The sequence below is a fragment of the Sphingobium sp. B2 genome (assembly GCF_007693735.1).
GTDB classification, from domain to species: domain Bacteria; phylum Pseudomonadota; class Alphaproteobacteria; order Sphingomonadales; family Sphingomonadaceae; genus Sphingobium; species Sphingobium xenophagum.
In genome coordinates, this window is sequence record NZ_VDBZ01000004.1 from 115602 (window position 1) to 142448 (window position 26847).

Genomic DNA, 26847 nt, shown 5'->3' on the forward strand with positions numbered 1-26847 from the left:
TCCCGTGCCTATGTGACGGTTCAATACAGGATGACGCCCGTCCCGGGAATGATCTGATCGAAAAAATCGAAGTCGCGCCGGTTGCCTGTCAGCAGGTCACAGCCGGTCGCCGCCGCCTGCAGAAACAGCAGGGCGTCGTTGAGCAGGGCGATCGAATGGGGTTGGCCAGAAAGCCTCGTGACCATGCCTGCCAGCATACCGGCCTCTCCGAACATGCGGGAGGAGGGGGCGCTCAGACGATGCTCCGGGATATCGTCGATTGTCCGTCCCAGCGTCTTGAGGACCGCCGCGGTGCGTTTGTCGGCCGGATCGAGCGCGCCCATCAGGTGGGTCATCTCGGCAAGCGCCACGCAGGAATGATTGACGATCCTGTTTTCCAGCAAACAGTCTACTTCAACCGGTGTCTTGCCCTGGAGCACATCAATATAGACACACGTGTCGAGCAGAAGCTCGCGGCCTATGACAGCTGCCTTGTGAACCAGCGGCAATTCCTCTTCGGGTCGTCGCGACAGCCTGGCACCAGATCGCTGCGGCCTTATCCGGCGCAACGAGGCCTTGCGATCAAATCCCAAGCGCAATATCCGCAGGGATCGTGCCCTTTCGGCGCACAAGCCTGGCTCCGAAATCATCCTCAAGCGCCACTTTGGCGAGCGCATATTCGACAAGATCGGTGGTCGAGGCGATGCCGCTGCGCATCTTGGCGCGATCGATGAGTTCACGCGGGACACGGGCGCCGACCGCGCTGTTCGTGCCCGACAGCAAACCCGCCGCCTTGGCAGCGGCCACGACCGCTCCATGTCGCTGGGACAGATGATCCTCGTGCTTCGTCGCCATCATGGCCTCCTTTCGTTGAACATATACGCCAATTTGTAAAACATACAAGCCGCCGTCGTACCTGCCGCCGCCGGTCGGGGTCTCGTGAACCCGATATCGCGGTGCGCGAAAGGGAAGGGAGGGGCGGGGATGTGACAGGAGCGGTGAAGCACCTGTCGCTCTGCATCTCAAGGAGACGATTTCCATGGCGACCCTTGCCCCCATGAACGAAAGCCCCCGCGTCACGGCACCCTATCGGATCGATGTCTCGCGCGGACGCATGAGCAGCCGCGTATCGTCCGAGTGGTTCTCCCGTCCCGACGACGAGAAATATCTCTCGCTGACCAGTCTCTATGATGCCGTGCGCGGCCGCGCGGACCGTGCGACCACGCGTATCGTTGAAAGCCGGTCGATCCGGGTCGAGGCGAAAAGCGACAATCCAGAGCGGCTGATGCTGGTGGCGCCTGGCGATGATCGACCGCTTGCCCCCACCAACTGGTCTTTCGGCCAGGTCGCAAGTCTCGTCGGTGTCCCGGCCTCTTATCTGCGCCAGCTTCCTGCCGCGCTTGCCGGCATCAACCTGCAGCATGGGTTGATCAACCACCGGGGCGAGCAGGTTAAACTACTCCAGACCGAGAATGGTCGCACCGAATTGCGGGCGGCTACCGGGTCGGAATATGGCAGGATCTTCGACTGGGAACTGGTCCAGGCGGTGATGGCCTTTGCCGGCGATGGCGTCGGCGACACGCGCTGGAAGGTGCCCGGAACCATCGATTGGGGCAGCATGACCTACAACCCTCATGTCGATATCACCAGGGAGACGACCACGCTCTACGCATCGGACCGGGACATTTTCCTGTTCCTCGTGGACGACACGCACCCTATCGAGGCCGGCAAGCTTCCTAATGGCGATCCCGACCTTTATTTTCGAGGGTTCTACGCCTGGAACAGTGAGGTCGGCTCCAAAACGCTCGGGATCGCGACCTTTTATCTGCGCGGCGTGTGTGCCAACCGCTGCCTGTGGGGTGTCGAGAATTTCGAGGAGGTCAATATCCGCCACTCGAAATTCGCCGGTGCCCGTTTCGCGCATCAGGCCGCGCCCGCGCTCGAGCATTTCGCAAACTCCTCGCCGTCGCATTTCATCTCCGGCATCAAGGCCGCTCGCGAGCGGATCGTCGCGCGCAAGGAGGAAGAGCGCGAACCCTTCCTGCGCAAGCGCGGCTTTTCCAAGGCCGAGACGGCAAAGATCATCCAGACCGTGCTGGCCGAGGAAGGCCGTCCGCCTGAATCCATCTATGACTTCGTCCAGGGCATAACGGCGCTCGCGCGCGCGAAGCCGCATCAGGACAACCGCCTCGATCTGGAAAACAAGGCCAGAAAGCTGCTCGAACAGGCGCTTTGAGGCCCGACGCCGCCGCTCTCATGCCTTCTCCACCTCCCTCCTCGCCATCCCGGTCATTCGCCGGGGTGGCCATCGTCATGAAAGGATGCCGCCATGCGCGCCCATTCGTCCCTTCCCCTGCCGCAATTCGTGGTGGACATCGCCTTCTTCAGCAGCGGCGAGCGATATGCCACCGAGACTTACACCGTTCCTGCATCCACCTGGTTTGCTGCGGAGCAACAGGCACTGCAGATGTCGGTAAACAGCGTCTATGACGATGCGCGCATTCCCGACCTCAGCCGAACCGCCACCGTCCGCACGGCCTGATCATGCTCTGAGATCAATCTCGATGACAGAACTTGCGAACCGGAATCCTGGGACGGGTGTGCCGATCCAGCCGCTGTCCGAACCGTGGGCGCCGTGCCACCTCCCCCTGGAGCCATCTCCATGACCCGCTACACATTATCCCATCTCGAAACCGCTGCTTGTCTTTGGGAAGCCGTCCTTGAATTGCGCGATCGGCCAGAGACCACTCCCGATGCAAGCAGTCTGGCGCTCGCCTTACGCAAATGCGTCGATACGCTCGGCACGGCGGCGCTGCGTCTGATCGTGGTAGGCTGGGTCGATGCGGTCGAGGCTGCATGGCGCACCGTCGAAGGCGAATATCCGTTGTCGTTCGATTGGGATTTCGTGCCCCGTTGGATTGACGACACGATCGACTGGTCAGATCCGCGCCGTCCGGTCATTCGCGCAACTGCGCCCGTTCGGTACGTCAGATCGACGTCGTTTCCACCTATAGGATATGACGCACCCCCCCAAACCGCGATCGGGACCAGCCATGAGGACCATCTGGCGATAGAGGTCCACACTGCCGTGATTGAACATCGGCATGGAATGAATATCCACGTCGCGGTCGATGCGATGGCTCTCGACGTGGAAATCGCTGCTTATTGCCGTGAGTATTGGAGCGAGATCGACGACGCGCGCGACCCGGATAACCTGTCCGACACAGAAGCGATATCAAGCTATTTCGAATGTCATCCGTCGGAAAGCTGCACGAAGGATCGCATACGTATTGCGCCCGTCGCAAACCCGTCTCCCCTTGCTGCCGGATCGATCGAGCAAGGCCGCTATTGTGTACTATCGACCGCCCATCTGACGGTTCATACCGCCTCATGCCTCGATAAATGGGCGTCCTGGCCGCCCAGTGATCGACCGATCGACATCGCGGCTTCGGTCTATGGCTGGTTCGTACCGACGCGCGCCATTGATGATGACCGCCGTGCGCAATTGCCGCAGGATCTGCTGCGGCTCATCGCCTTCGGCCGCGCGCACGGCTTCCAGTTCCTGCTCTTCGACTGTGACGGCAGTGACGTCGACGGACTGCCGCTGCACCATTGGTAGGGAGGTTTCCAATCTGGCCGCCCCGGCTTCTCCGCGATTATCCGAATTTCCCCGCGACTTGATTCCAGAAGCCGATCTTGCGTCCATGCACCTTGCGAAGATCGGCCAGCCAGTCCTCATGCGGTACGACATCGACATCGCCTGCGATACGGTCGGCCAAATCCGTCGCGGCTGCAAAGTCCCGCGCGGCATAGGGGTAATATTTCGAACTCGCCCGGTCGAGTACGCCAGTCACCAGTCGGCGATAGAGCAAGGTGGCCCCACCCGGATCGGCCTGAGACAATGCCTCGGCGGCAGGACGCAGAATGTCATAGGCCCGGGCTTCCAGACCTTCGAGCCTTTCCCTGGTCAGCCTGCCCGCGCGCTTGAGATCGGGCCAGGCAATGAGGAATTCCAGTGCCGATGTCGCTCGATCATAGGTCATGGCCTGATCGAGAGCCTGCCTCTCTGCGGCGACATCCTCGAAATCAGGCAAAGCCTTGAGCCAGTCGCGCAACGCCTGCCCGTCGAGCCAGCGGTCGAAGATCGCCTTGCGCTGCGCCTGTACATCGTCCCCGCGGCCGAGCGCCTCAAAGGCCCGTAATTTGAGATCGGCAAGCTCGCGCTCGTTATGGCTGCGCTCAACCGGTGCGTCGATCCAGTCAAGGGCTTCTGCCGCACGACCATGTGCGATCAATCGGGCGGCCACCTGCGCATTGAGCAGGGGGTTGCGACGATCGGGATCGACCGTTGCAATATAGGCGTCCACATCGCCGTCGAGATCGGCGAGTTTGGGTAGCAGCCAGCCGACCTTATAGTCGAACTGTCGCCGGTCATTCCCTGTCTTGGCCGCCTGCCGCTCAAGCAGCATCCCGCGCAAGGCTGCGCGGCCCTTCTGCCCCAAGGCTGGAGAAGCCGCTTCCGGCAGATCGTCGAAGACGCCATAACCGTCGCCCTCGACAAGCATCAGAATGTCACCTGCCAGCAGCTCGACATCGGACATGTCCGCCTGGCACCATAGTCGGCCAAGATCCTCACCGCCCTGCCGGAATATCTCGCCAAGCGACCCGCTGCTGTCGTCCGACCTTTCGAACACCGGCTCGGCAAGGCTCAGGAACAACTGCATGCTATCGATCGCCTGGCTCAGAGAGTGTTCGGCCAGCGGCCCCATGATCGCTTCGCGTAACTGATCGAGTTCGCGCGCGAGTGCAGGGGCCTTGTCCCATTCGACGAACCCGCGCGAACGCCGGATGGTCTTCAGTCGCTTGTCGATCTCGTGGGCCAGCGCGCCGCCATGGTGCTTGGCCGCCAGTTCCATGCGGACGGCGCGGGCGAAGACGGCGTCACGCTCGGCCTGGGCGAGAACAAGCCGGGCAAGGCGACCGGCTCCCAGCGCCGCGATCGCTTCGGACGTCATCTTGCCCGAACCGCGACTGCCCTTCCTGGAGGCCGCCATCAGCCGTCCTGCCCTGATACCGACCCTGCTGTTCCCTGGATCAGGGCAAGCAGCATGGCGTGCAGTGCCTCCTCGGCGCGTTCGCGCCGTGCTGGATCGGTGGCGGCGATGTCCCGGCGCATCCAGTCCGGCAGGCGCCGGAGCAAGGCGGTCAGTTGCGAATCCATATCCTGAGGCATTCCTCGTTCTTCGCAGCCGGGGACCGCTGCCGCAACAGCAGCTTGCACATGGGCCTCAACGGGCACCATGCCCTTTGACGACAAATGGAGGGGAGGAAGAGGGGAAGGGATGATGGGTTCCAGTCCGGAACCAGGGAGACCGCCATGCCCCTTCCCCCAACGATCCATAGTGCCGTCAGTCCGGACGCGATCCGCCGCGCTTCACGCCTTTTTTCAGGCGACAGCCGGGACTGCCTTCATGAGATGTTCCAGAATGCCAGGCGCGCCGGTGCCACCTGCATCGCGGTCGATCTGACCGAACAGGACGGCCGATACCTTCTGCAGATCCGCGATGATGGCTGCGGCATCGATGATCCCGCCGCCCTGCTGATGCTGGGCCATTCGGGCTGGGGCGATGACATTGCCCGCAGCGAAGACCCGGCCGGCATGGGCATGTTCAGCCTTGCCGGCCGCGCGGTCGAAATCCAGTCCTTCTCTCCCTCTGCGGGCATGGCCTGGAAAGTCCAGATTCCGGCAGACGCATGGGACAGCGGCGCGCCGCTTGCCATCGCCCCGGCCATGATCGGTTGGGGCACGCTGATCTCGATCGAACTGCCGCCCGACTGGAAGCAAGGCTTGTCTGCGGTCGTCGCCGATGCAGCCCGTCACTATCCCTTACCGGTCACCTTGAACGAAACGATGCTGCTCCGGGAAGACTTTCTCAAGGACGCCATGTTTGTCGAAAACGCCTGCGGCTGCCGTATCGGTGTCTATGACCGGGATCCTGATTGGCCAAGAGACCAACGCATCAATTTTCACGGGCACCGCGTCAAATGCGCCTTGCCGACGGTTCGGGAAGAAAAAGACAATGGCAGTCTCTGGACGGTCCGGATCGATATTATGGATGCGCCGGAAATTCATATGGTTCTGCCGGCGCGCAAGGAGGTTATCGACAACGCGGCATTGAAGGCCCTTCGAGACGCTGCCGAGCAGATCCTGTACAAGGCCATCGCGACCCGACCGGACCATCGGCTGCCCTTTACCGCCTGGCAGCGGGCGTGCGAGCTGGGCGTCACGCTGCCGCAGGCGCGCTCAGGGCTGGCGATCTGGCGGCCGCAGACCGCCGATGACTGTCATGGGCGAAGCAGCCGCATGATCGCTCCTGAAGGCGCAATGCTGATCGTGCCGGCGCTGGAGCCCGATATCGCGCAGGCGCTTGCGCTGGCGCGGGGCAAACCGCCCATTGAGGATGTGCAACTCGTCGAGGCGGAAGACGCGCTGCAAGGCTACGCCTGGTATGATGATCTCCCGGTCATCCGGGATATTTCACTGCGCATCGACCGGGAAGGCTCCGTGCATCGCTATGACGACGACATGTGTCTCCCCGCCGATTTCGCTTGTGGCCTGGTCGACCGGATCGTCATCGAGCTGACGGTTTGTGAAACCGGTCGCACGGACGCGCCACACAGCTTCCATTCCATCGAAATCCCGGCGCTCGTCTGCCGCAATGGCGGTTGGGATATTGCGGAGGCCATCATCCTGGCCACGCGCGATGATGGTATCACCCCGGACCGACTGAGCCGCATGATCTATGCGACGATCTTCTGTGGGGCTGATGATGGCGACTGCGACAGCTGGGACACCCAGTCGCGATCCTTCGAACGCGAGGCGCGGCAGCACGCTACGCATATCCTCCTTGGGGAGGACGCTGCCACCCTCGAAGCCATCAACATGAGCGCATGGGATAATCTGAGCTGGCTGATCCCGCTCGATCGCAAGATCGTCATTCACGCCGAGCGCGGTGCCATCACGGTCGATTTCTTGCCGAATTAAAAGGGTGCCCGAGTTTGCTCGCCGCGCCTGTCACCCCTGTCCCAACCCAATCAAGGAGACCGGCCATGCGCCGCTTCCCCGTGTGCGCCTGTTCGACAGCGCATCTTCCGTGCGCCGAGCATGACGCCATCGACCGGCTGATCCAGCACGCGCCGCGAAGGCGCGGTCGGATCATCGTCGATCATCCGATCTTGTCGATCGAAGCGCACCAATATGGCTTCTGGGCCCATCTTGGCTTTATCGATGACTGGCCCGACCGCCCCGATGGGCTTTCGCCCGAATTCTGGGCTTTGCTGTCGGACGCCCGCAAGGCTGGAGCGAACTGGCTGAGCTTCGACCGTGATGAACCGCCTTCCGATCGGTTCCCGGTCTTCGCGGCCGGGCAGGGGGAGGCAACGGGCGACGCCGGGACCGCAAACCCCGCTGCCAGGATCACGATCCGCTGTTCTGCATGTGGCAGCGCCGAGGTGATGCGCGATGCCTGGGCGCGCTGGGACGATGATGCCCAGGACTGGGCGCTCGGCGCCGTGTTCGACGCAGCTTTTTGCGAGGCCTGTGAAAAGGACGCCACGCTCTCCGAACAGTCGATCGAGGGATCGCAGCACAAGCATCCCTGATCGCCAGGCCCGCTGGCCATTTGTCGCCTCAAGCCCTTTCCCTCGACCAGAATCTCCGGCCGCTCTCAGCGCCGCCGGGCAAAGGCGCATATCCCATGACGATCGCCAATCATGATTTCACCCGCGACACGAAAGTCCCGCTCGGCCGCTCATCGACCAGTCCGCTCGAACTGGATCTGGGCAAGCTGATGGCGGGGCGCTGTCTGATCCAGGGATCTTCGGGCGCGGGCAAAAGCCAGACGCTGCGCCGGATCATCGAAGAAGCCTTCGACTATCTCACGACCATCATCATCGACCCGGAAGGCGAGTTCGCCAACCTTGCTACCCATATCGGCGCAACGACGGTCATCGCACGCGAATATGCCAATGATGGTCTCACAGCGCTCGCGCTGCGAACGCGGCAGCATCGTATCGCCCTCCATCTCGACCTTACCGATCTGGAGCCCGATCATCGCATCGAGAAAGCGGCGGCCTTCTTTGCGGGCCTGCTTTCGACGCCGCGCGAACATTGGGCTCACACCGTGCTGGTATGTATCGACGAGGCGCATCTGCTCGCGCCACATATGGCAGCCTCGGCCCGCGACGCGGAGACCCGCCGCCTCGGGGTCGCCACCTTGACGGATATGTGCGCGCGGGGTCGCAAGCGCGGCATTGGCACGATAATCGCGACCCAGCGCCTCGCCAAGCTTGCAAGTTCGGTGGTTTCCGAACTTCACAATCATCTGATCGGCCTCAACGTCTTCGACCGCGATGTCGCGCGCGCTGCCGACCTTCTGGGGTTCGGCAGCGATCAGGCGGCGCTGCTGCGCCAGCTTCCGCCCGGAGAGTTCTTCGCCTTCGGCCCGGCGCTCGCGGCAACGCCGGTGCTGGCGAAGATCGATACCACGATCACTCCCCATATCGGGCGCACGCCTGATCTCGTTCCTGCCGCCGATCTCGACGCGGACGAGAGCCGGACCCTGCTCGATCTTGACACCCTGCGCGAGGTCGCGCCGACCAGAGGGAACCAGGTGACCATGCGAGGCCAACGCGCGCTCGACGCCTTCCTCCTCGATCCCGCCGCCCCCGCCGCTGCACGGATTGTCGGCGCGCTGGGCAGCATAGCGCCCAACGCCACCACGGCTGACGATCTGGTGCGGCACCTTGCCCTGCCTGCGAACGATATCGATGCCGGGCTCGACCTGCTCGCCGCGATCGGTGCGTCCGACACCATGCCGCGCGGCGATACGCGGATCGCGCGGCTGTCTGCCCGGTTGCGCCTGCGTGTCGTCGATACGCCCGTTATCGGCCTGGTCTGAACGGAGAGTGCCATGAAAGAGACAAGCTTCGATCTCGACGCTGAAATCGTCGAACTCATCCCGTTCGTCCCTGACCAGCAAACGGGTACAACCGCGCCACTTGCCGAACTGGCTTTCCGTGCCGACGCATGGCTCCCCGATGAAACGCTGCGTTTGCGCGCCGCCTTCGCCGATGACTGCACGCTAGAGGAGATTGCCACAGTGCTGGGCCGATCGCGTGCCAGCATCGCCACGCGTATCTATGATTTTGGCCTCCGCCGAAACTCGCGGCGATCCTGGATCGCGTGGGAGGATGAGGAACTGGCGCGCTGCTATATGCACGAACCAACCGCGACACTGGCTGCCCGCCTCGGCCGCGCTGTGAGCGCCCTCTATGCCCGTGCGCAACTGCTCGGACTCTCCGAGCCCGGATCGCCGCCCTATAGCGGTTGGGAAGATGCACAGCTTCGCGCCGGGTACGCCATGGGTGTTCCCGTCGCCCAGATTGCCAGCCTCATCGGCCGTCCCTTCGCTGGCGTCATCTCCCGCGCTTCGGCGCTGGGTCTGCGCCATGCCTGCCAGCCGGACGACTGGAGCGACGCGGAAATGACCCGCGCACTTGAACTCGCGGCCACCGGCGCGCGCTATGTCGCCATCGCGCAGGCGCTTGCCGCCGAAGGTTTTCCAACCCGGAACAGTCGCAGCCTTGGACAGCGTCTTCGCAAACTGGGTTACGGAAGGGGTTGGGGTCGCCCTTGGATCACCGAAGAAGATGAGCTGCTGCGCCACGCTTATGCGACTGGTACGAGCCTGACGCCCCTGCGGGAGCGGCTTGGCCGCAGCCCGCATTCCATCCGCTGGCGTGCAGAGGCGCTTGGCTTGCGCGGCACGCATGTCCGCCGCGACGGGTTTCGGCAGGGACCTGTCTGGACAGCCAGGGAAGAAGCCCGATTGCGAGCGGATTATGGCAAGGTCCCGACACGGGACATTGCCCGGGACCTTGGTCGCGGCGTGCGCGCTGTCCTCTATCATGCCAATCGCCTGGGGCTGGTGCATGGCTTCATGCGCGCGTTCAGTACGGACGAGGATTGCGCCATCCGCAACGCCTGGATCCATGGCATCTCGATGGTCGACGTCGCCCAGGCGCTCGGCCGCGATCCCGCCGTCATTGGCAAGCGCGCTGCGCGTATCGGCTGTCGGTTCAATGATCCGGCCAGGCCCTCCCGAGGCCCCAGGACCCGGCGGGCAAAGCGCATACCCGTCACGCTCCAAAGCCTACTTGCACTTAACGCCGCTGCGGCGGTCGATGCCGACCGGTCAATCGCTGCCTGAACCCATTCCAGCATGGAGACCATGATGCCCTCGTCCGATCTGCCCGCCCGGTTGTCACCTTGCCGGCACCGCTTATGCTCATTCGATCACGCCTATAAAATCGCCCTCAATCTTCGGCGGGACACGGGCATCCCGCATTATGTCATTCGCGGGATCGTGCCCTTGCAGGCCTATCGGGTAACGACAACGCCGCCGGTCTGGCCGGACCGCTGGCTGGCGATGGCGGCATGAGCGCGGGCAAGCGTGCGCCCGTGGTCGCAGCATGGGGGGCAGGCACCAACTCGACCGCGATGATCATCGAACTTGTCCGTCGGGGCGAAATCCCTGACATGACTTTGTTGGCGGCAATGCCCGAGCAGCCTCATACCCGCCGGCTTATCCCTGTCTTCCGTCAGTGGATGGACGATCATGGCGTTCCCAATGAGATTGTCGAATATCAGCCCAGGTTCTTCAAGCATTGGCCGCCTTACACCTCGCTTCTCGATGCCTGTTTAACCAATGGCACTTTGCCCTCGATCGCATTTGGCCAACATAGTTGTTCGGCGCGGCATAAAATTTCCCCGCAGGACAAATGGGTCAAGGCATGGCCTGCGGCACAGCATGGCTGGGCCAATGGCCAGAAGGTCGTCCGGCTCATTGGTTATGACTGCTCGACCCGTGACAATCAGCGTTATGCCCATCGTGAAGGGCATATCTCAGATCTTTATGAATACCGATATCCACTGCGGGATTGGGGCTTTACGCGTGAAGATTGCGAGCGTGTCATAGCGCAAGAGGGCTTACCGACTTTCCATAAAAGCTCGTGCTTCTTTTGTACCGCCATGCAGGTGTCGGAGGTGCGCGCGCTGCCGCGCGAGGAATTGCGCCTCATCGTCCTTCTCGAAGCGCGTGCTGCACCGCGCCTGCGCACGATAGAAGGACTATGGCGCAAATCGACCCGAAAGCGCCCCGGATCGATGACGGCCTTCATTCGGGCCGAGGGCTTGCTCGATCCTGCCGATATTGACGAGATCGTAGCCAACGCACCGCTCGATCTTCTCGAATTCCAGCGTGCGGCCGCCGCTGTTCCGATCGAACGCCGCGCCCATATCGGCACATGGATCGAACGCTTCAATGCCGGACAGGCCTGCTCCTAATTGCCTGCCAACGCGATCAATGTCTCCGAGGATCCTGCCATGCGGTCCGCCGCCATCAGTTGATTGCTTGAGACTGGAAACGCACCGGTCCGTGCGGGTCCTCGCAATGCTGTCGGTTCTGCCTGCAGGTGCCCCCTGATCTTGCCTCGCGCACCGCTACCACTACCCGCTCGACCCTAGCGCCAACGCGGCTACCGCCTCACCCCCCAATTCAATGTGGCCGTCGCCTGCTCGTCTGCATTCGAGCCTAGTCGTGCTGCAGGTTTGCGCAGAATTGTGGGCCTGGCGTGGCGTTGCGCGTGGAGGGAATGGGAGAGCGTCGCGCCGGACGATGTGGAGCGCTGTTCCCGGGGCGGGCGGCGCGCGGGGCAAGGGCGGGACAGAGAGGAGAGAAGGGACGGGGAAAGTGTCGCCGGAAAATGGATTTCGAGCGACATTCGAAAGGTCAAGACGATGAACATCGGTGAAATCTTCAATCAGAACGGCCGCCTGACGGGCTCGATCGCCACCCGCACGATCGATCTCCCGCGCATCGGGCTGCGCAAGGTCATGAGCGAGAATGAGAAGGCTCCGGTCTACGAGATCCTGGCGCTCAACGTCGCGCGTCGCTGGGTTCAGGTCGGCGCATTGTGGGAGGCTGCGTCCAAGCGCACCGGCGAGGTCTTCCTTGCCGGCAATATCGACGATCCCAGCCTCCCTGAACCGCTGCCGATCGCGCTCTTCCCGGCCGATCATGGCGGCTACATGGTCGCATGGCGGCGCGACACCATGCGCTCCGACTTCGGGGGCAGCATGGGGACCAGCCGCACCAATTATGACGATCGCGGTTCGCGCGACGAAGGCGGCTTCGGCGACAGCACCGCAGGGGCTGACGGCGAGCTGGCCGGTGCAGGCGCGCCGTTTGGCGAGGAGGACCCGTTCTGATCACCCGTTGATCGGAACCCGTTCGGGGCCGGGGAGGCGTCAGGCTTCCCCGGCCCTTTTCCTTTCTTCGCATGAGGAGACAGTCCATGCCGCTTCCTTCTTTTCATGACATCGCGCCGTTGTCCGATCTCTCGGCGCTCTGCGCCGCGATCATCGCCAGTCCCGCTATCCGGGATCTGCTGGCACCCCAAAACACGCTTGCGGTCCGCTCGCTGGAAATACCTGGCGGCGTTACATGCGGCGAGATCATCGCTGCTATCTATGACCTGCTCGAAGGCACGCCCTTTGCGCCCCATGCGGCGCAAATCGTCGATGCCGTCCTGACGCGCTCAACCGCTTTCGCCAGCGTACGGGCGAACATGCACTGATCGACATAATGGGGCGGGACGCTTTTGCGCGTTCGCGCCTCTTTTCCTTTTCCATGATGAGGAGAAGTCCCATGACCCACGACCATTCGCACAGTATCAACCACTTTGCAGACCTGCCGGCGCTGTTTGCGCAGATGACGGCGACACCCGACTTCAAACGCGCTTTTGGCGATCCCATCCCGCTTTCGATCATCACGCCGGGCGATGAGCCGGGCGAGCATGACATGCCCGAACCGCTCCACGCGCAGGCCGATTGCGCGGGTGTGATCGCCACCATCTTCGATCTCTTGACCGATACCCGCCTCGACGCGCTTGCGCCCGAGATCGCCTGGGGCATGGTCAACAGCTTCCACTTCGTCGCTGGCAAGCTTGAACGACAGGAAGACATGCTGGTCCATGAGCTGCGCGATATGATCCGGCGGACCGAGCCTTCCGAGGTTTTCAACAGCGAACTGGAGGAGAAACAGCTTCTGTGCCAGTCGCTGACCGAACAGCGCGAGGCGGTCGAGTGCATGCGTGATTATGCCGCCGAAACTTTCCGCGTGCTGTCTGGTCGCCCCTGGTCGCCGGCACGCGGATCGCGTGTCTCGACGGCGGCTACCGCCACGCAAGTATCGATACAGGATTTCCTGCGTGCCCGGGAATTGGCCGAACGCGAGCGGTACCGCCCGCGTGGACCGATCGTCATCGCCTCAGGCCATGCCGAGTGGCATGATTGGCAATTGCTCTGGGATCGGCTCGACACTATCCTCGAACGCATCCCGCATATGACGCTGGTGACGACCGCGCAGCGCAAGGGCTTCGACGCGATAGTGGCCTCCTGGGCTGGCAATCGGGAGGTGCAACTTGTGACATATTCGCTGACGGGGTCGGGGCGCGGTGCGCCCTTCGCCCGCAATCGCAAGCTTGTGGACCTGAAACCTGTCGAAGCTTTGCTGGGTGAGGGATCGGGTATTCAGGCCAATCTTTATCAGGCTCTGCGCAAGGCCGGCGTTCCGATCCATGCCTTCCGTAAGGCCGATCAGGTTCCGGTCGAAAATGTCACTCTGCCCCAACGCAACCGACTTCGCCGCGCCGCCTGACATCACATCGCTCGCATTCCGTTCGGGGACAGCGCTACGCGTGCTGTCCCCTTTTTCATGGAACAGATGCTGACCCTGGCGATGAGGGCAAGCGTGGCTAGCTCTCTCCCGCAAGGGCAGCGCCTGGAGGCACCCATTTGCGAATCAGGGGCATCGAGCCCCAGATTCGCAACGCCTCTTCTCTCTCTCAAGAATTCCAAGGGTGGCACGGGACCGCGTCGGCCTCAAGGACGACGGGGCCCCACCATTTTTCGGGGCGGGTCAGGCATTGCGTCCAGCCTTCCACACTTGTGGCCGCCCCAAAAAATCGTGACCCCCATCGCCGGCTACGCCGGTCGCGTTCCGCGATCCTTGACCCCGCCGCTCGGAGCCCGTGCCCGAGGGGGAACCTCTTTCGTTTCAACAGGAGGTTCACATGACGAAGATCAACCAGTCTGACCGCACGTTTTCCAACATCGCCGCATTCATCACGCAGGAGACAGCGACCACCACCGACGACTTCCACGCCGCCTTCGCCTCCGGTCTCGAAGGCATCCGCATCGGACGAAGCGGTGAGGAAATGGCGACCGACATGCCCGATCCGAGGGAGGCACAACTCGCCGTCGAACTGATTGTCACGACACTTTTCGATGTCCTGCGGGACACGCGTTTGGAACCTGCCGCGCAACGCCTGGCATGGGGCATTGTCAACAGCTTCCATCACGTCGCTGACCAGTGGGAGGGCCAGGCTGACAAGGCGATACGGCAGGTTCAAGACCTGCTGCGTCGCGCCGATGGCAGCGAAATCCACAGCGTCGAACTCGAGCAGGCACGCGACGAACTTGAATATCTCGACGAAGCTACCGATGCACTGCGGTGCATGCGCGACCATGCCGCTGACGTCTTCCATACCGAAACCGGACGGCCATGGTCCGCGCCCAAGGGATCGCTGGTATCGAGTAAGCGCACCGCGTCGGTTATCGCCGCCACCGATTTCCTCGCCGCCCGTCGCCAGCGCAGAACCGACGCGCACAATCCGCAAGGGCCCATCGTGATCTTCTCAGGAGGAGCGGAATGCTGGTTCGACGTCTCCCTCATCTGGGAGAAGCTCGATGAAGCCAAATCCCGAAATCCGATGATGATGCTGGCGACGACCGCGCAAGACAAGGGGTGCGACGCCATGGCCGCAGCGTGGGCAGCGTCGCGCAAAGTCACGCTCATAACATTCCGGCTCAGCGCAAAGCTTGGCAAACGGGCGGGGTTCGTACGCAACGAACAGATGGTCGGATTACGTCCCGTCGAAGCGCTGGTCTGCGAAGGATCGGGATTGCAATCGCACCTCGCGCGGCTGGTCAGAGAGAAGCGTATCCCGGCACGGTTTGTGAGGCTCAGCGATCAGGAATGGGAGGCGCAGTGACGCCCGAGAGGATCGGTCCGTTTTGTCGGGCCGGTCCTCATTTCTTTTTCGAGCGCAGCACTCGCCCCCGCTCAGGGACCCGCAAGCGGGCCCGTCGCGGGGGCGATGCGGAACCGCCAGCGCGGTCCCGGCCTCCTGCGCGCGGCTTCGCCGTGCTCGTCGCAGGGACACCCTTCGGGTGCGGTTTGGAAGGGCGGGCCGTCGCGGAAACGTTCAGCGTGACCATCTGAGGAGGGGTGGGCCATAGCGCGGAATACCTCCTATGGCTTTATCATCTAGAATGATCGGAGCAGGGGAAGTCTCGCCAATATCCGTCGATGTGCAGAACGGGGATGCTTCAGCACTAACGGGTTTGCCCGGAAGACCACATCGTCATCCTGCGCTCTGATACCGACAGGAATGGGCTTCTTATGCTCCACCCCTGCCGGTCATCTTCAGATTGCCGCTTCGCGGCGGGTTAGGTCACCGGCGGCAACTTCTTCAGGGCCGTCAGCGCTGCGCTGCCACCAACCTGGATCGCCTGCATCAGAAGTTCGCGAAACTCGCGCTCCGTCAGCGTCTCGATCGGCACGTCGTTCACCATGGCTGCATATTTTCCGCGCAGAGCGCGGCGGGCGGTTTCCAGATCTTCCGTCAGCTTGCGCTGACGTGTTTCGAGATCGGCAAGCCGATCCCTTTCGGTCATCTTTGGCATTTCCATCGTCCTTCCCAGATGGGCTGCCCGTCATACGCAACTGTGCCATATCGATAGGCCAAAGCAAGAGCGGCTTGTCGCTTCTTGCGGAACTGGCGGGGTGGAGGGCGCGCCGACGAGGGGGCGATGCTGGCATGCGAAGCCTGTCGTTAAATCCCCTGATGAAGGTAATCCCGCTCGCGGGACCGGCCCTGATGCAAGGTCCTCTCTTTTATATTCTTGGAGAACAACCCAATGAGCTCTACCCGTCAAACCACCCCGATATCGGCCCCCGAAAATCAACCGAAAGGTTGCCCCGCGCCTACCGGCACGAGGCAGCGCAGCGCGAGCGCGCTGCGTAAGGCGGGACGCACGGCGCAAGGCCGTTTTGTAATGGACCCTACGCACGGGTGCTGCGGGCGCATTATGCCCTGAAAACATCGAGATAAGTCTGTATCACATGTCACACGTCGAACCGGTGGGCTGTCGTACGCGGAACACAGGGCTCACACGGGGCCACATATCGTATTGAAATGACTTCGGGAATTTCGTGATACGCGTCGTACGCCATTGCGGATCCCAGAATGCTGTGACGGCAGGTCACCGCCCGTTGAATCCTGGCCGAATTCATGGTCTTTTTGCCGCGGCAGAAAGGATAGCGCCATGACGGAATTGAACGAGGAATATATCAGCGACCTCCGCCGGGCGGTGGTCAAGGCCATCTGCGAAGTGTCGGCGCAAAGGCAGCACTCTCCGGAAGCGGGGAAGGGGGACACACTCTATATCGGCTCAGCCGAAGTCTGTCAGATGCTCACGATTTTGCTGGCCGAGTTTCTGGAGGGCGTCCCTGGTCTCGATACGCCCAGTGAGGTGCGGCGCATGTCGGACGTTGTAGCCAAGAAGATCAGACTGGGGATCGGCGAAATCCGTCGATACCGCGACGAGACAGGCGGAACGCCGCCGCCGTCCATCATCATCAGAGGCAACTGATTGAGCTGCTCAGCCTGTTCCTGTCGGCACATATCCTCAGCGCTCAATCTCTGGATCAATCTGGTGATAGGGCGGCTTGCGCCAATATTGCCATTCCGGTAATATGCGACCGCTTCATGATATTTTCGAAGGTCTCTGGATAAGGAGACCCTTCGCTTGCCCAAACTTAATTTCCGCCTCGATGAATCGCTGCATGCCGCCTTGATGCGCCGTGCGCTCGGTGCGAACCTGTCCTTATCGGGGTTCATCCGTCAGCTCCTTGAACAGGCGGTCGATGAGCGCAAACGCTATGTTTTCTCCTCCCAGGATGAAATCCTCGCCACGTCGATCCAGATCCTATCGATTGTCGCGACGTCCGTCGGCCAGCAATCCCCCAAAGCGCTGGAACAGGGCATGGCGCAAGCCCGAATGATCCTTGCCGAACGCGGACTGCTTGGCGGGGAGGAGATCCCATGAGCATCTTTCGCAACGACACATTAGGCTCCTGGACGCGCGGTGGCCAGGCGATCGTCCACAATGTCCGCATGACGACCCAGGTCTTTTATCAGACCATATTAGCGGGTTTCATCATCTGGATCATCGGCACACTCTGGTATGCGTTCGAGAAATCGACCGAGTATGAGCGGTTCGTTCTGGTCAAACTGGCTGAGGCGACGATCAAGGTGGATGCGGCCGCCGGGACCAATGATCCGGTGCAGTTTCGCACCCCCGAAGGCCAGGCTTACTGGACCTCGGCGGACTGGCTGGTTGCCTCCACCCTTGCGAAAAAGACCATGCATGCATTTGAAGTCTATCTGCTGCATGGCGCACTGCTCTCTGGCCTGTTCACCCTTGTTATGCTCGCCTGGGCCTGGTTCTACTTCACCCGGACGGGTAGGGGCCTTGGCTCCAACGAATATCTGCGAGGGGCAAGGTTCGGCACGATCCGCCAGGTGAAACGTGCGCTATGGCGACAGACCAAGGGACCTCTGGTGATCGGCAATGTGCCGGTGCCTGAGGCCTATGAGCCTGAGCATATCCTGCTGTGCGGTGCGCCTGGCACGGGAAAGACAAACCTCATCGTCGGCATGCTCGACGGCATCCGCAAATCGGGTCGGCGCGCCATCGTCTATGATACCGCCGGTACCTTCGTCGAGAAATTCTATCGGCAGGGCACTGACATGTTGCTCAACCCACTCGACCAACGCGCGGCGCGCTGGTCGCCCTGGGTCGATGTGCCACGCGATTATCATTATGATCAGATCGCGGAATCGACCATTCCCGACAAGCATGGCGATCCCTTCTGGGCGAAGGCGGCGCGGGGCACGCTGGTTGCGGTCATGCGCAAGCTGGCGCGCCAGAAACATACCTATGTATCGGTGCTGCTCGATCGTCTGCTGCGCTCCAAACTGAAGGACCTCGCCGCCTTTGTCACCGGCACTGATGCCGCCGCCTTCATCAGCACCGAAGGCGAACGGACATCCGCCGGCATCCAGGCCGAACTTGCATCGGTCATGCGCAGCTTCGGCTATCTCGATGATACCGAAGACGGCTTCTCGATCCGAGACTGGGTGGAAAAGGGCGCTGATGGAAGCTGGCTCTTCATCACAGTGAAAGCCGACCAGCTTCCCTCGCTACGCCCGCTTATCACCGTCTGGCTCGACATCGCAATCAGCGCGATCATGAGCCTGGCGCCCGATCGCGACCGACGGCTTTATTGCGTGATCGATGAACTGCCGACGCTGCATAAGCTGCCGTCGCTCTCGGACTTTCTCGCCCGTGCCCGCAAATATGGGGGGTGCGGCATATTGGGCTTCCAGTCCTATCCCCAGCTCAAGGCGACCTACGGCAAGGACGATGCGGCCGCTATCACTGGCTATTGCTCGACCTGGGTGGCGCTGCGCGCGAACGACACCGATACCGCCGAGCATGTTTCGATCAACCTTGGTCAGGTCGAACAGGTCGAAGCCAACGAGGGCATGTCCTATGGGGTCAACGACATGCGCGATGGGGTCAATCTGTCGCGGATGCAGGTGACGCGGCCACTGGTCATGTCGACCGAGGTCACCAACCTGCCAAACCTGGTGGGCTTCCTGCGCTTCGGCCGCAATTTGCCCGTGGTGAGGTTCGATAGCCGGTTCAACAATGTACCATCGTTGGGACCAGCTTTCCTCGAACGCACGACGCCCCCCATTCAGATCGACAAGGCCGGGATGCTCGTTCGCATCGCTCACGCCGAAGCGCGTGTTCGCGAAGCGATGGAGCGGGAAGCCACGCAGTCATCTCCGCCGGCGACACATGGCGAGATCAAGCCAGCGAAGCCTTCGGTATCTTCAGAATCCGTCCCGACGCCACCACCGCAGCCGGAACTGTTTACGCTTCCAGCGCAGAACATCGACCCGCAGCGCGTGGAAGATATATTGCTCAATGACGAGAATGCCGAGCTTCCTGCGCCCGCCCGCACCCTTTGGACGATCCTTGCCGGCAGGCAGGGAGAAATCCGGTCCGATCTTGTCCAGCATGGCCGGGATGACGGACCGCGTGAGCGGGCGAGGCCAGCATGATCCAGCCGCAACGTCTCCATGGTACACCAGCCAATATCGCCCGCTACTACACGGTTGGCGATTACTACACCAAGGGCGGCAATGAACCGTCTGCATGGAGTGGGCAGCTTGCAGCCGATCTCGGCCTCTTCGGCGCTGTTGATCCGAAGCTGCTGCGCGACCTTCTTGCTGGAAAAGTCGGCGATCAACAACTCGGGCGGCACCGCGCGGATGGCGAAATTCAGCATCACCCCGGTTGGGATTTTGCGGTCAATGCGCCAAAGTCGGTTTCGATCATGGGGCTGGTGGCAGGTGACGAACGCGTGCTTGCCGCCCATGAGGACGGGGTGACCGCAGCTATTTCCTATCTGGAGGAGCAGGCGCAGTTGCGCCGCCGCGATGAGGGCAAGATTGTTCATGAAACAACGGGTCGGATCCTGGTTGCTCGCTTTACCGAGCATGGCAGCCGGGAACTTGATCCGCATCTGCATACGCATCTCGTCGTGCTCAACATGACGAACCGCGAGAATGGCGATCCCATGGCAAGCCTCGAAAGCCGGGTCATGTATGGCGAACAGCGCGTGGCCGGGCAGATCTATCGCAACGCGCTGGCTTTCGGCTTGCGCGAAGCGGGCTACGAAATCGATGCTGATCCGCGTTCCGGATTGTTCGAGATACAAGGCGTGCCGAAGGACCTGATTGACCAATTCTCGCAGCGCGCCGAAGCGATCGAGGATCATGCGCGCGAGCATGGTCTGGTGGGACAGAAAGCCCAGCGTGCTTCCTTCTACGCCACCCGCAAGGCGAAGGTTAAGATCAGCCAGGAAGAACTCGGCGCGCAATGGCATCAGCGGACAGGCCAGCGTCTCGAAACGCTGCAGGAGATTGCTGCGCTGGCGCGGGGTCGGGAAGGGGAGCATCCGGCGCCCACGGAACGCGATGCGTCGCGTGCGGCTCTTTTCGGCTTGCGGCAACTGGAGACATCCGAGGCGGTCAACAATTTAGGCGATATATTGCGCACTGGTCTTGCTGCCTATGTCGGTGAAGTCCGGCTCGACCATATCCGTCCCCGGATCGCAGCACATGAGGTCCTGCGCAAATTGCTGCCGACCCCTGATCAGACCGGTGACAGGTTGTTGACCCGTGGCCGCACCAGCCGGAAGTCGTGGCGTCTGGAGCTGGCATTGACCCAGCATATCGCGCTTGGCCTTGATGACGCGCGTCCAATCGCCACCAGCGATCGCTTGCTGGCCGTGCTCGACGGGACGTCGCTCAACACGCAGCAGCAGCGCGCACTTGTCGAGACGGCGCTGACGCGGGATCGGGTCACGGCGATTCACGGTGTTGCCGGTTCTGGAAAATCTACGCTGGTGAGAGTTCTCGCTGAGGCGGCCGAGCCGGGAACGTCATTGATTGCATTAGCACCCACATCATCGGCCGCTGCGGAACTGGGAAGTAAGGCGAACATCATGTCTCATACTGTCGCCAGCTTCGTCGCGCGCGGCGGGCAGGGGATCACGGACCGCCATGTGCTGGTTCTCGATGAAGCAGGGCAGCTCGGCAACCGGCAGGCCCAGCGGATGCTGGAGATCAGCAGGACAACCGGCGCACGGCTGCTTTTCCTTGGAGACGAGAAACAGACAGGGGCAATCGAGCAGGGTAAACCCTTCTGGTTGATGCGAAGGCTGGGCTTGCCAACGGTCGAGTTGACGCACGCCGTGCGGCAGGAAACCAAATCAATCAAGGCCGCCGTCACAGCCGCGCGGACGGGGAACTTTGCCGAGGCATTGGCGAAGCTCGATAGCGTCAACACCGTCGACGACAATGAAAAGATGGCGGAGCAGGTCGTCAATGCCTGGATACGGCTCAAGCCGGAATCACGGACAGGGACCAATATCCTTGCTCTCGACAATGCGACCCGGCTGATCGTCAACAGTAAGATTCGCGATGTGTTGAAAAACGAGAATGGGCTGGCTGCCGAGGACAGCCGGTTTTCCATCCTGGCCCCGGCGGGCTTGACCGATATCCAGAAGCATATGGCCCGCTTCTACGGGGCGGGGCAGGTGGTGCGCTTTGATCGGGACATCGCTGGCCACGGTATCGCACAGCACGCCGATTATCGCGTCGCAGGACTAGGCCGGGAGGTCAATGGGCGCCAGGTTGTGCGTTTTGTCGACGATCAGGGGCGCGTCATACGCTGGGATCCGCAGACGACAAGGGCCCGTCACATCAATGTGTTCAATCCTGAAGAACGGGAAATCGCCGAGGGCGACCGTATCCAGTGGCGGCTCGTCAGTCGCGAACTTGGTCTGCGCAATGCCGAGCGCGGCACCGTGGAGAAACTTGACGGCCCCTTAGCGACGATACGATGGGATCGAGATGGGCGCGTGCAGCGGGTTGATCTGTCAGAACACCGGACCTGGGATCATGGTTATGCAGAGACGGTCTATTCCGCTCAGTCCAAAACCTATCCGCGCGTTTTCGTGCTAGCGCCCGTCGAATCTCCGCTGGTCAACGCCCAGAATTTCTACACGGCTATCACCCGCGCGGCATTCGGCGCCAGGCTCTGGACCAACAACGTCAAGGAACTGATTGCCAAGCTTGAGCGCCAATCAGGAGAGAAGACGTCTTCGTTGGAAGGGTTGGGCCGGTTGAAGACTGACCGCGTAGATGCCTTTTCGAAACGCCGGGAAGACCATTTGGCAAGTCTGAGGGCCGAGCAGGAGCGAGACCGAAACGAGCGGCGCGATTGGGCTCTCGATCGACAACACCACTATCGTGACCGCTCACCCCGTGGCGCGGCTGAGCATCTTGCCGACGGTGCCCGGAGCATCGCGCAGGTGCTCGACAGGTTTCTCGCAGGCATTCCCGACCATGCGCGCGCCGAAGGGAGAGCGCCGAAAACCGGCATCAACCGGGAAAATCACTCTCCTGCACCTCGACCCGAACCCTCCCATGGCCCCGAACGATAAGGTCACTGCCCATGCTTCGCTCCAAATTTGCCCTTCAGCTGACCCATGCAAAGCGCTTAGCAGTTGCCGTCCCGCCTGAGTATCTATTTGAATTCAGTACTTCGCGCCAGACCAGAGGGTGTAGAGTCTCCCTGAGCCGCATTGGATGGACCAAACCGCACAGCAGGACTTCTGTCAGTCGTAGCGCCGCCGCCGAGATCAATTCGGGGAGAGCGCTCTTTGCATTTCTCAAAGGTGGCCCAGCTGCGGCGCTGTCACTTTACAGTGATCCGACCAATTCGATCACTACGCCTGGAACCGCTATCCGGAGGGTCAGATGACGTCATACGGCATCCCCAGGCTGTTATGCACTGCCGTCATCAGTATGGCATTGTACACCACCCCCACACTTTCGAAGTAACTACCAACCTCCTCGTAGGGTCGCTCAGGCGGAGATAGCGCCCAGGATGGTGCGGAATGGCAGTTGTCCGGTGAGGCGCGCGGTGTCGACGGTTGACCGCAGTGCGGCCTCCGCGTCCGCAGCCCATTTGGCGCGATAGCCGTTGGTGACTTTTCGCTGGATGACGCTTGGCCTCAGCGCCCGCTCGCTCACGTTGTTCGTGGCATCGACCTTTCCGGCAAAGTCGCAGAAGGTGAGCAATTGGTCACGGGCACGGCGGATTTGGCCGAGCAGTTCACTGGCCAACGGACAATCGGTCGCGCTGGCGAGGATGGCGCCGAGGTCGCGCTCAAGCTTACGCTTATGGCTTCTTACGGTGGAAGAGGCCAGTTCGGCGATACTTCGGGCGAGGCTGAAGGCACGATCAAGCCAGAGCTGAAGACGCACGCCTGTCAGATCGCTGCCATGTTCGGCAACAAAGCGGGCCTTTCGGTCGAGGTGGGCGAGACACGTCTGGTGCAGCCGGCCATGCCCTTGCTGGGCGGTATAACGGTCAGATATCCAGACGTCGGGCTGGTGGCCATTCATGATGTCACGCACGACTTGGCCTGCCCGGGTAAAGTCGGCGGTATGGACGATGGCCTCAGCCGAGCAGAATACCCACTGGTAGGCATTGCACCCTTCGATCCGCACACCTGTTTCATCGCAAGCGACGACATCGGCTCGGCGCAATGCGGCCAGCGCGCTGTCGCGTCCCGTCTCCGCCTGTATTCGGCAAGCCTCGCTTGGTCAGCCCTGGCTCGAGAAAACGCTTTGGGGATTGCGTGATCAGGAAGCGGGCTGGATTGGCGCTGAAGTTCGTAACAGCAATGGCTCTTATGATCTTGGTCCCTTGCAGATCAACAGTTGGTGGATACCTCGCATCGCTGCGCTTGTTGGGCGTGCACCTGTTCAGGTTCGACATTGGCTGCGGTTTGATCCCTGCTTCAATGCGCAGGCTGCAGGGTGGATAACACCAGTTCCGAGGTCCACCCACGCAGGCCCTCAAGTTCTTCGACCAGCTCTACCGGATCGAAAGGCAGGCGCGGGACGAAATACCCGATGAGGGAGAAACGCAGGCCAGCTACACAGGCCAGCTACACAGGCCAGCTACACAGGCTTGCGATTACCCACAAGTGGCAAGCTCCGCGCCTATTTGGATATCGACGAGGCGTCGTAGGCCGCGCCAGACAACGGTGTTGCCAGGCGGGGGGTCAGACATCCGCGCAAGATAACCGCCAAGGCGGGACAATTTGGTGAGATATAGCTGGAGCGTTCCCGGCTTTGCTCGGCGGTTCCCGCTATCGGTAACGAGGCGGTCGAGGATTGCAATTTCCGTTGCTGTAAATGCGATCGCCGGATCGGCATCGGGGGCAGCACGTGCCATCATGGTCATCCACATCACGCGCCAACTGACGATACAAAACAGCGCGACAAGGTTGGCTAAACGATCGGCGGTGCGAAGCTTGGCATCTTCAGCACGACATCCTGACTTCAGAATCTTATGAAAAACTTCGATCTTCCAGCGCGTCGAATACCAACGTATTTTCTCGATCGCTGCGTCGAGGTCGGCAACTTCCAGATCGGTGACGAGCTTCCACAGTATCGGCTTCCGGCCCAATGGGACACCGACTTCCGACGCATGGATCACCGTCAGATCGAGCGCCGGGTAGCGTTTTTGCTTCCCGATCGGCGGGCAGACGTGGATTCGTTTGTACCGTATATCAAGGGTTACACGTTCGACCGTGTCATTATCGACCCTCACTTCGATGCTATGCATGCCCGCGCTTGGAGCCTCTTGCATTTCGATTTTCACGGTGTGATCGCCGTTGCCAGCGAGCCTGTCGACAACGGTGCGGACGACGAAGTGAGTGCCGAGATCTTTGGCGAGGCAATAGAGTTCGTAAATGTCGCTCTCTCGATCGCCGACATGGACACACCGATCCGGCTGCCCCAACAGAGCGACTGACTGGCGAAGATTATCGAGCCAACGAACGCTCTCCTTCGCTTCGATCGGAACCCGCGTCGGGTTTATTCTCCGCTTGAGCTGGGCAGTACCCTTGAACTTATCGCGGTTCCAGAATTTGACCGCGGCCAGGCCGAGGGGCAGTCCCTCATCCGTGACAACGAGGCTGGAATGCATAAGTATTCCGCAAACCGCATGATGGCGGAGCCGACCACTCTTGTCGCGACCACTGTTGACGCTTTTGGTGAAACCGATGTCGTGCGGGTTCCGCCGCTGATAGGTGAACTCTGTCGTATCCTGAAGCACCAAGATCGGTCCGTCAGATGCGGCATACCGCGCCTTCGTCGCCTCGATATGGCCTGCAAGGATGTCCCCTTCCTCGACCTTTGGGTTGGAAAAGAACCGATATGCGGCTTTGGTGCTCGCCCAGTCCTGACAGGCCAGAGGAATTGATCCTCCCATTCTGTCGCTCAGGCGGCGAAGCAAATCGCCGAACCGGCGCCCGAGACGAGCATCTCTGAAAGCTGTTTCATCGACCTCGCTGCGCGACCAGTGGTCACCCAAAGGCAGCAGTTTTTCGCTTTCGGCCTGCATCGCGCACCTCACGAACACAATCACGGTGCTCGTGAATGAATCACAACTGATTCATCCGATTCAACAATTTTCTCTCGGAGACACGCAAGCGATTCAAATACTTGTGGGTCGTATAATCGCGGCCCCGTCAAGGACGATTTCGTACAGCTGTCTTTGATCTACGATTGCGGCATCGCAGATGGCATAGTGTGAGCGAGGTTGTCAGCGGCTTCAGTTTCGGTCGCGCCGGTACTACCGTTTGTCGGGTACAGGGTCGTTTACGCGGTCGAGATATGCCCGCCGCAGGATAGGTCTTCGTGGGACGGATCTTCCAATGTAATTAACGCACTTTGCTACCAGAATAGTGGCAAGCGCAGCCCACAAAGCGGAATGATCCTGTCCGCGTCCCGACAGGGACGGATCGACGCGTCCACGGCATGGACGCAAACGATAGGGAAGTTGAGTTCAGCGCATCATAGCGGTCCTTGCTGTCATGTTGCTCATGTCAGGCCTCGGCAGGGATCGAACGGTCGAACAGCTCACCCGTTCGAAGCATGGTATGCATGATCACGGCGAGTTTGCGCGCGACCGCGACGGCGGCTCGTTTGAAGCCGATCTTCTCCTTGAGCTTCAGCCCCCAGATACGCAGCGCGCTATCCGCCGTGGTGCGCGTGAGGATCACGGTCGCCGCTTCGTACAGCAGTCCGCGCAGATGGTTGTCGCCGCGCCGGGAGATATGACCGTCGTAATCAACTTCGCCTGACTGGTAGCGCCTGGTCGTCAAGCCGACCCAGGCACCGACCGAACGCGACTTCCGGAAGTTTTCAGGGTCCTCGATTGCCGCAACGAAGGAAGAGGCGGTCACCACACCGACGCCTGGAATCGACGAAAGCAGCTGGCATTGCTCGCTCACGCGCGCGGAGGCAATAAGCTGCTTGCTCAATTCGGCAGTACGGGCGCGGATGCTTCGCCAGGCCTCGAGCACCGGCAGGATGATCTGCTCAAGCCCGGCGTTGCTCGCCAGCAAACTGCGCACATGACCCTCGAACACGCGCCCGGCGCCTTTGGGAACGACCAAGCCAAACGTCTTCATCAGACCGCGAATCTGGTTTGACAGCTGGGTCGTCATCTTGACCAGCTGATTGCGTGCTGCAACCAGCGTGCGGGTCTGCATACTATCGAAGCTCTTCACGCGCACTGCGCGGTAAAAGCCGACCTCGGCAAGATGCGCCAGGCCGTCTGCATCATTCGCATCGGTCTTGTTCCGCGCCATATCGAGCGCCGGCTTGGCATGGCGCGCATCAATGCAGATCGCGGGCAAGCCTTCCTGCTTCAGCGCGTGGTAGAACCAGACTGACAGCGGTCCGGTTTCAAACACGACACGTTCCGCGTTCGGCGCACGTTTGCGGATGATCTCCGCTATCAGCTTGGGATCAGATGGGCATGTGCCGCGCCAAATCCGCTGGCCACCTTGGCGCACCGAGATAAAACTCTCTTTTAAAGACACGTCGATGCCGATAAACTGTCCCATGGTTGTCTCCCGTTTGATGCTGGGCCCGGTGTCAATCGTGAGCCCG

The 26847-nt window shown here is 61.4% G+C and carries 25 protein-coding genes; 17 read left to right on the forward strand and 8 right to left on the reverse strand.

The window, feature by feature from the left end; all coding sequences use genetic code 11:
• Window positions 1–20: 20 nt before the first annotated feature.
• Both FE851_RS21425 and FE851_RS21430 read right to left on the reverse strand, forming a co-directional pair.
• Window positions 21–572 (reverse strand): type II toxin-antitoxin system VapC family toxin, encoded by a 552-nt coding sequence (locus FE851_RS21425; protein ID WP_186378960.1) that lies wholly within the window; start codon window positions 570–572, stop codon window positions 21–23.
• On the reverse strand, window positions 562–834 hold the full coding sequence (locus FE851_RS21430) for a hypothetical protein (protein WP_019052737.1): 273 nt from the start codon (window positions 832–834) through the stop codon (window positions 562–564). Before FE851_RS21430 ends, FE851_RS21425 begins: the two co-directional genes overlap by 11 nt.
• A gap of 184 nt (window positions 835–1018) precedes the next feature.
• Here FE851_RS21430 and FE851_RS21435 point away from each other — a divergent pair, with 184 nt between their 5' ends.
• The 3 genes from FE851_RS21435 (at window position 1019) to FE851_RS21445 (ending at window position 3598) form a co-directional block, all read left to right on the forward strand.
• Complete coding sequence (locus FE851_RS21435) at window positions 1019–2215, forward strand: DUF932 domain-containing protein (protein WP_145206718.1); 1197 nt, start codon at window positions 1019–1021, stop codon at window positions 2213–2215.
• 93 nt (window positions 2216–2308) lie between these two features.
• The gene (locus FE851_RS21440; RefSeq protein WP_145206719.1) at window positions 2309–2521 is read left to right on the forward strand and encodes a hypothetical protein; all 213 of its coding nucleotides are present in this window, start codon (window positions 2309–2311) and stop codon (window positions 2519–2521) included.
• Between the two features lie 120 nt (window positions 2522–2641).
• Entirely contained in the window at window positions 2642–3598 is a 957-nt protein-coding gene (locus tag FE851_RS21445) for a hypothetical protein (RefSeq protein WP_145206720.1), read from the forward strand.
• Window positions 3599–3635: 37 nt separating this feature from the next.
• On the opposite strand, the gene FE851_RS21450 is transcribed toward FE851_RS21445, so the two are convergent.
• Window positions 3636–5033 (reverse strand): DUF6880 family protein, encoded by a 1398-nt coding sequence (locus FE851_RS21450; protein WP_145206721.1) that lies wholly within the window; start codon window positions 5031–5033, stop codon window positions 3636–3638.
• Window positions 5033–5200, reverse strand: a complete 168-nt coding sequence (locus FE851_RS21455) for a hypothetical protein (RefSeq protein ID WP_232016558.1) — start codon at window positions 5198–5200, stop codon at window positions 5033–5035. The genes FE851_RS21450 and FE851_RS21455 overlap by 1 nt, the downstream gene beginning before the upstream one ends.
• A gap of 156 nt (window positions 5201–5356) precedes the next feature.
• Between FE851_RS21455 and FE851_RS21460 the strand changes: the two genes are divergently transcribed.
• The 10 genes from FE851_RS21460 to FE851_RS21505 all read left to right on the forward strand — a co-directional run bounded on the left by FE851_RS21460 (window position 5357) and on the right by FE851_RS21505 (window position 15156).
• The gene (locus FE851_RS21460) at window positions 5357–7024 is read left to right on the forward strand and encodes a sensor histidine kinase (protein WP_145206722.1); all 1668 of its coding nucleotides are present in this window, start codon (window positions 5357–5359) and stop codon (window positions 7022–7024) included.
• A gap of 65 nt (window positions 7025–7089) precedes the next feature.
• On the forward strand, window positions 7090–7641 hold the full coding sequence (locus FE851_RS21465; RefSeq protein WP_261371149.1) for a hypothetical protein: 552 nt from the start codon (window positions 7090–7092) through the stop codon (window positions 7639–7641).
• 95 nt (window positions 7642–7736) lie between these two features.
• Window positions 7737–8939 carry an ATP-binding protein gene (locus FE851_RS21470; RefSeq protein WP_145206724.1) on the forward strand — a complete coding sequence of 401 codons (1203 nt, stop codon included), beginning with the start codon at window positions 7737–7739 and terminating at the stop codon, window positions 8937–8939.
• Window positions 8940–8951: 12 nt separating this feature from the next.
• Complete coding sequence (locus FE851_RS21475) at window positions 8952–10250, forward strand: hypothetical protein (RefSeq protein WP_145206725.1); 1299 nt, start codon at window positions 8952–8954, stop codon at window positions 10248–10250.
• A gap of 21 nt (window positions 10251–10271) precedes the next feature.
• Window positions 10272–10481: a hypothetical protein gene (locus tag FE851_RS21480; protein ID WP_261371150.1), complete on the forward strand. Its 210-nt coding sequence runs from the start codon at window positions 10272–10274 to the stop codon at window positions 10479–10481.
• Complete coding sequence (locus FE851_RS21485; protein ID WP_145206727.1) at window positions 10478–11386, forward strand: hypothetical protein; 909 nt, start codon at window positions 10478–10480, stop codon at window positions 11384–11386. The genes FE851_RS21480 and FE851_RS21485 overlap by 4 nt, the downstream gene beginning before the upstream one ends.
• 453 nt (window positions 11387–11839) lie before the next feature.
• Entirely contained in the window at window positions 11840–12310 is a 471-nt protein-coding gene (locus tag FE851_RS21490) for a DUF736 domain-containing protein (protein WP_088189812.1), read from the forward strand.
• Window positions 12311–12396: 86 nt separating this feature from the next.
• Entirely contained in the window at window positions 12397–12678 is a 282-nt protein-coding gene (locus tag FE851_RS21495) for a hypothetical protein (RefSeq protein ID WP_088189813.1), read from the forward strand.
• Between the two features lie 71 nt (window positions 12679–12749).
• Window positions 12750–13760, forward strand: a complete 1011-nt coding sequence (locus tag FE851_RS21500; protein WP_145206728.1) for a DUF2493 domain-containing protein — start codon at window positions 12750–12752, stop codon at window positions 13758–13760.
• A 415-nt stretch (window positions 13761–14175) separates the two neighbouring features.
• Window positions 14176–15156: an SLOG family protein gene (locus tag FE851_RS21505; RefSeq protein ID WP_145206729.1), complete on the forward strand. Its 981-nt coding sequence runs from the start codon at window positions 14176–14178 to the stop codon at window positions 15154–15156.
• Between the two features lie 457 nt (window positions 15157–15613).
• Here FE851_RS21505 and FE851_RS21510 read toward each other — a convergent pair whose 3' ends face one another.
• On the reverse strand, window positions 15614–15841 hold the full coding sequence (locus FE851_RS21510) for a hypothetical protein (protein WP_261371151.1): 228 nt from the start codon (window positions 15839–15841) through the stop codon (window positions 15614–15616).
• Between the two features lie 651 nt (window positions 15842–16492).
• Between FE851_RS21510 and FE851_RS21515 the strand changes: the two genes are divergently transcribed.
• The 4 genes from FE851_RS21515 (at window position 16493) to mobF (ending at window position 22313) form a co-directional block, all read left to right on the forward strand.
• Window positions 16493–16819: a hypothetical protein gene (locus FE851_RS21515; RefSeq protein ID WP_043152364.1), complete on the forward strand. Its 327-nt coding sequence runs from the start codon at window positions 16493–16495 to the stop codon at window positions 16817–16819.
• Window positions 16820–16975: 156 nt separating this feature from the next.
• Window positions 16976–17275: a CopG family transcriptional regulator gene (locus FE851_RS21520; protein WP_043152366.1), complete on the forward strand. Its 300-nt coding sequence runs from the start codon at window positions 16976–16978 to the stop codon at window positions 17273–17275.
• Window positions 17272–19362, forward strand: coding sequence for a type IV secretion system DNA-binding domain-containing protein (locus FE851_RS21525; RefSeq protein WP_043152368.1), 2091 nt, complete (start codon window positions 17272–17274; stop codon window positions 19360–19362). The genes FE851_RS21520 and FE851_RS21525 overlap by 4 nt, the downstream gene beginning before the upstream one ends.
• Complete coding sequence (gene mobF, locus FE851_RS21530) at window positions 19359–22313, forward strand: MobF family relaxase (protein ID WP_043152370.1); 2955 nt, start codon at window positions 19359–19361, stop codon at window positions 22311–22313. Before FE851_RS21525 ends, mobF begins: the two co-directional genes overlap by 4 nt.
• Before the next feature lie 424 nt (window positions 22314–22737).
• Here the strand turns inward: mobF and FE851_RS21535 are convergent, their stop codons facing one another.
• The 3 genes from FE851_RS21535 to FE851_RS21550 all read right to left on the reverse strand — a co-directional run bounded on the left by FE851_RS21535 (window position 22738) and on the right by FE851_RS21550 (window position 26801).
• Window positions 22738–23385, reverse strand: coding sequence for a transposase (locus FE851_RS21535; RefSeq protein ID WP_235209790.1), 648 nt, complete (start codon window positions 23383–23385; stop codon window positions 22738–22740).
• A 472-nt stretch (window positions 23386–23857) separates the two neighbouring features.
• Window positions 23858–25291 carry an IS4 family transposase gene (locus tag FE851_RS21545; RefSeq protein ID WP_043152376.1) on the reverse strand — a complete coding sequence of 478 codons (1434 nt, stop codon included), beginning with the start codon at window positions 25289–25291 and terminating at the stop codon, window positions 23858–23860.
• A 484-nt stretch (window positions 25292–25775) separates the two neighbouring features.
• Window positions 25776–26801, reverse strand: coding sequence for an IS110 family transposase (locus FE851_RS21550; RefSeq protein ID WP_145205433.1), 1026 nt, complete (start codon window positions 26799–26801; stop codon window positions 25776–25778).
• Window positions 26802–26847 lie beyond the last annotated feature (46 nt).

Excerpts from the sequence above, each read along its gene's own strand:
- FE851_RS21460 (WP_145206722.1), top strand. The coding sequence starts at position 5,357 with ATGCCCCTTCCCCCAACGATCCATAGTGCCGTCAGTCCGGACGCGATC.
- FE851_RS21510 (WP_261371151.1), bottom strand. The coding sequence starts at position 15,841 with ATGACCGAAAGGGATCGGCTTGCCGATCTCGAAACACGTCAGCGCAAG.
- FE851_RS21500 (WP_145206728.1), top strand. The coding sequence starts at position 12,750 with ATGACCCACGACCATTCGCACAGTATCAACCACTTTGCAGACCTGCCG.
- FE851_RS21485 (WP_145206727.1), top strand. The coding sequence starts at position 10,478 with ATGAGCGCGGGCAAGCGTGCGCCCGTGGTCGCAGCATGGGGGGCAGGC.
- FE851_RS21465 (WP_261371149.1), top strand. The coding sequence starts at position 7,090 with ATGCGCCGCTTCCCCGTGTGCGCCTGTTCGACAGCGCATCTTCCGTGC.
- mobF (WP_043152370.1), top strand. The coding sequence starts at position 19,359 with ATGATCCAGCCGCAACGTCTCCATGGTACACCAGCCAATATCGCCCGC.
- FE851_RS21440 (WP_145206719.1), top strand. The coding sequence starts at position 2,309 with ATGCGCGCCCATTCGTCCCTTCCCCTGCCGCAATTCGTGGTGGACATC.
- FE851_RS21450 (WP_145206721.1), bottom strand. The coding sequence starts at position 5,033 with ATGGCGGCCTCCAGGAAGGGCAGTCGCGGTTCGGGCAAGATGACGTCC.
- FE851_RS21550 (WP_145205433.1), bottom strand. The coding sequence starts at position 26,801 with ATGGGACAGTTTATCGGCATCGACGTGTCTTTAAAAGAGAGTTTTATC.
- FE851_RS21480 (WP_261371150.1), top strand. The coding sequence starts at position 10,272 with ATGATGCCCTCGTCCGATCTGCCCGCCCGGTTGTCACCTTGCCGGCAC.
- FE851_RS21545 (WP_043152376.1), bottom strand. The coding sequence starts at position 25,291 with ATGCAGGCCGAAAGCGAAAAACTGCTGCCTTTGGGTGACCACTGGTCG.
- FE851_RS21495 (WP_088189813.1), top strand. The coding sequence starts at position 12,397 with ATGCCGCTTCCTTCTTTTCATGACATCGCGCCGTTGTCCGATCTCTCG.
- FE851_RS21445 (WP_145206720.1), top strand. The coding sequence starts at position 2,642 with ATGACCCGCTACACATTATCCCATCTCGAAACCGCTGCTTGTCTTTGG.
- FE851_RS21435 (WP_145206718.1), top strand. The coding sequence starts at position 1,019 with ATGGCGACCCTTGCCCCCATGAACGAAAGCCCCCGCGTCACGGCACCC.
- FE851_RS21515 (WP_043152364.1), top strand. The coding sequence starts at position 16,493 with ATGACGGAATTGAACGAGGAATATATCAGCGACCTCCGCCGGGCGGTG.
- FE851_RS21470 (WP_145206724.1), top strand. The coding sequence starts at position 7,737 with ATGACGATCGCCAATCATGATTTCACCCGCGACACGAAAGTCCCGCTC.
- FE851_RS21455 (WP_232016558.1), bottom strand. The coding sequence starts at position 5,200 with ATGGATTCGCAACTGACCGCCTTGCTCCGGCGCCTGCCGGACTGGATG.
- FE851_RS21525 (WP_043152368.1), top strand. The coding sequence starts at position 17,272 with ATGAGCATCTTTCGCAACGACACATTAGGCTCCTGGACGCGCGGTGGC.
- FE851_RS21505 (WP_145206729.1), top strand. The coding sequence starts at position 14,176 with ATGACGAAGATCAACCAGTCTGACCGCACGTTTTCCAACATCGCCGCA.
- FE851_RS21490 (WP_088189812.1), top strand. The coding sequence starts at position 11,840 with ATGAACATCGGTGAAATCTTCAATCAGAACGGCCGCCTGACGGGCTCG.
- FE851_RS21475 (WP_145206725.1), top strand. The coding sequence starts at position 8,952 with ATGAAAGAGACAAGCTTCGATCTCGACGCTGAAATCGTCGAACTCATC.
- FE851_RS21430 (WP_019052737.1), bottom strand. The coding sequence starts at position 834 with ATGGCGACGAAGCACGAGGATCATCTGTCCCAGCGACATGGAGCGGTC.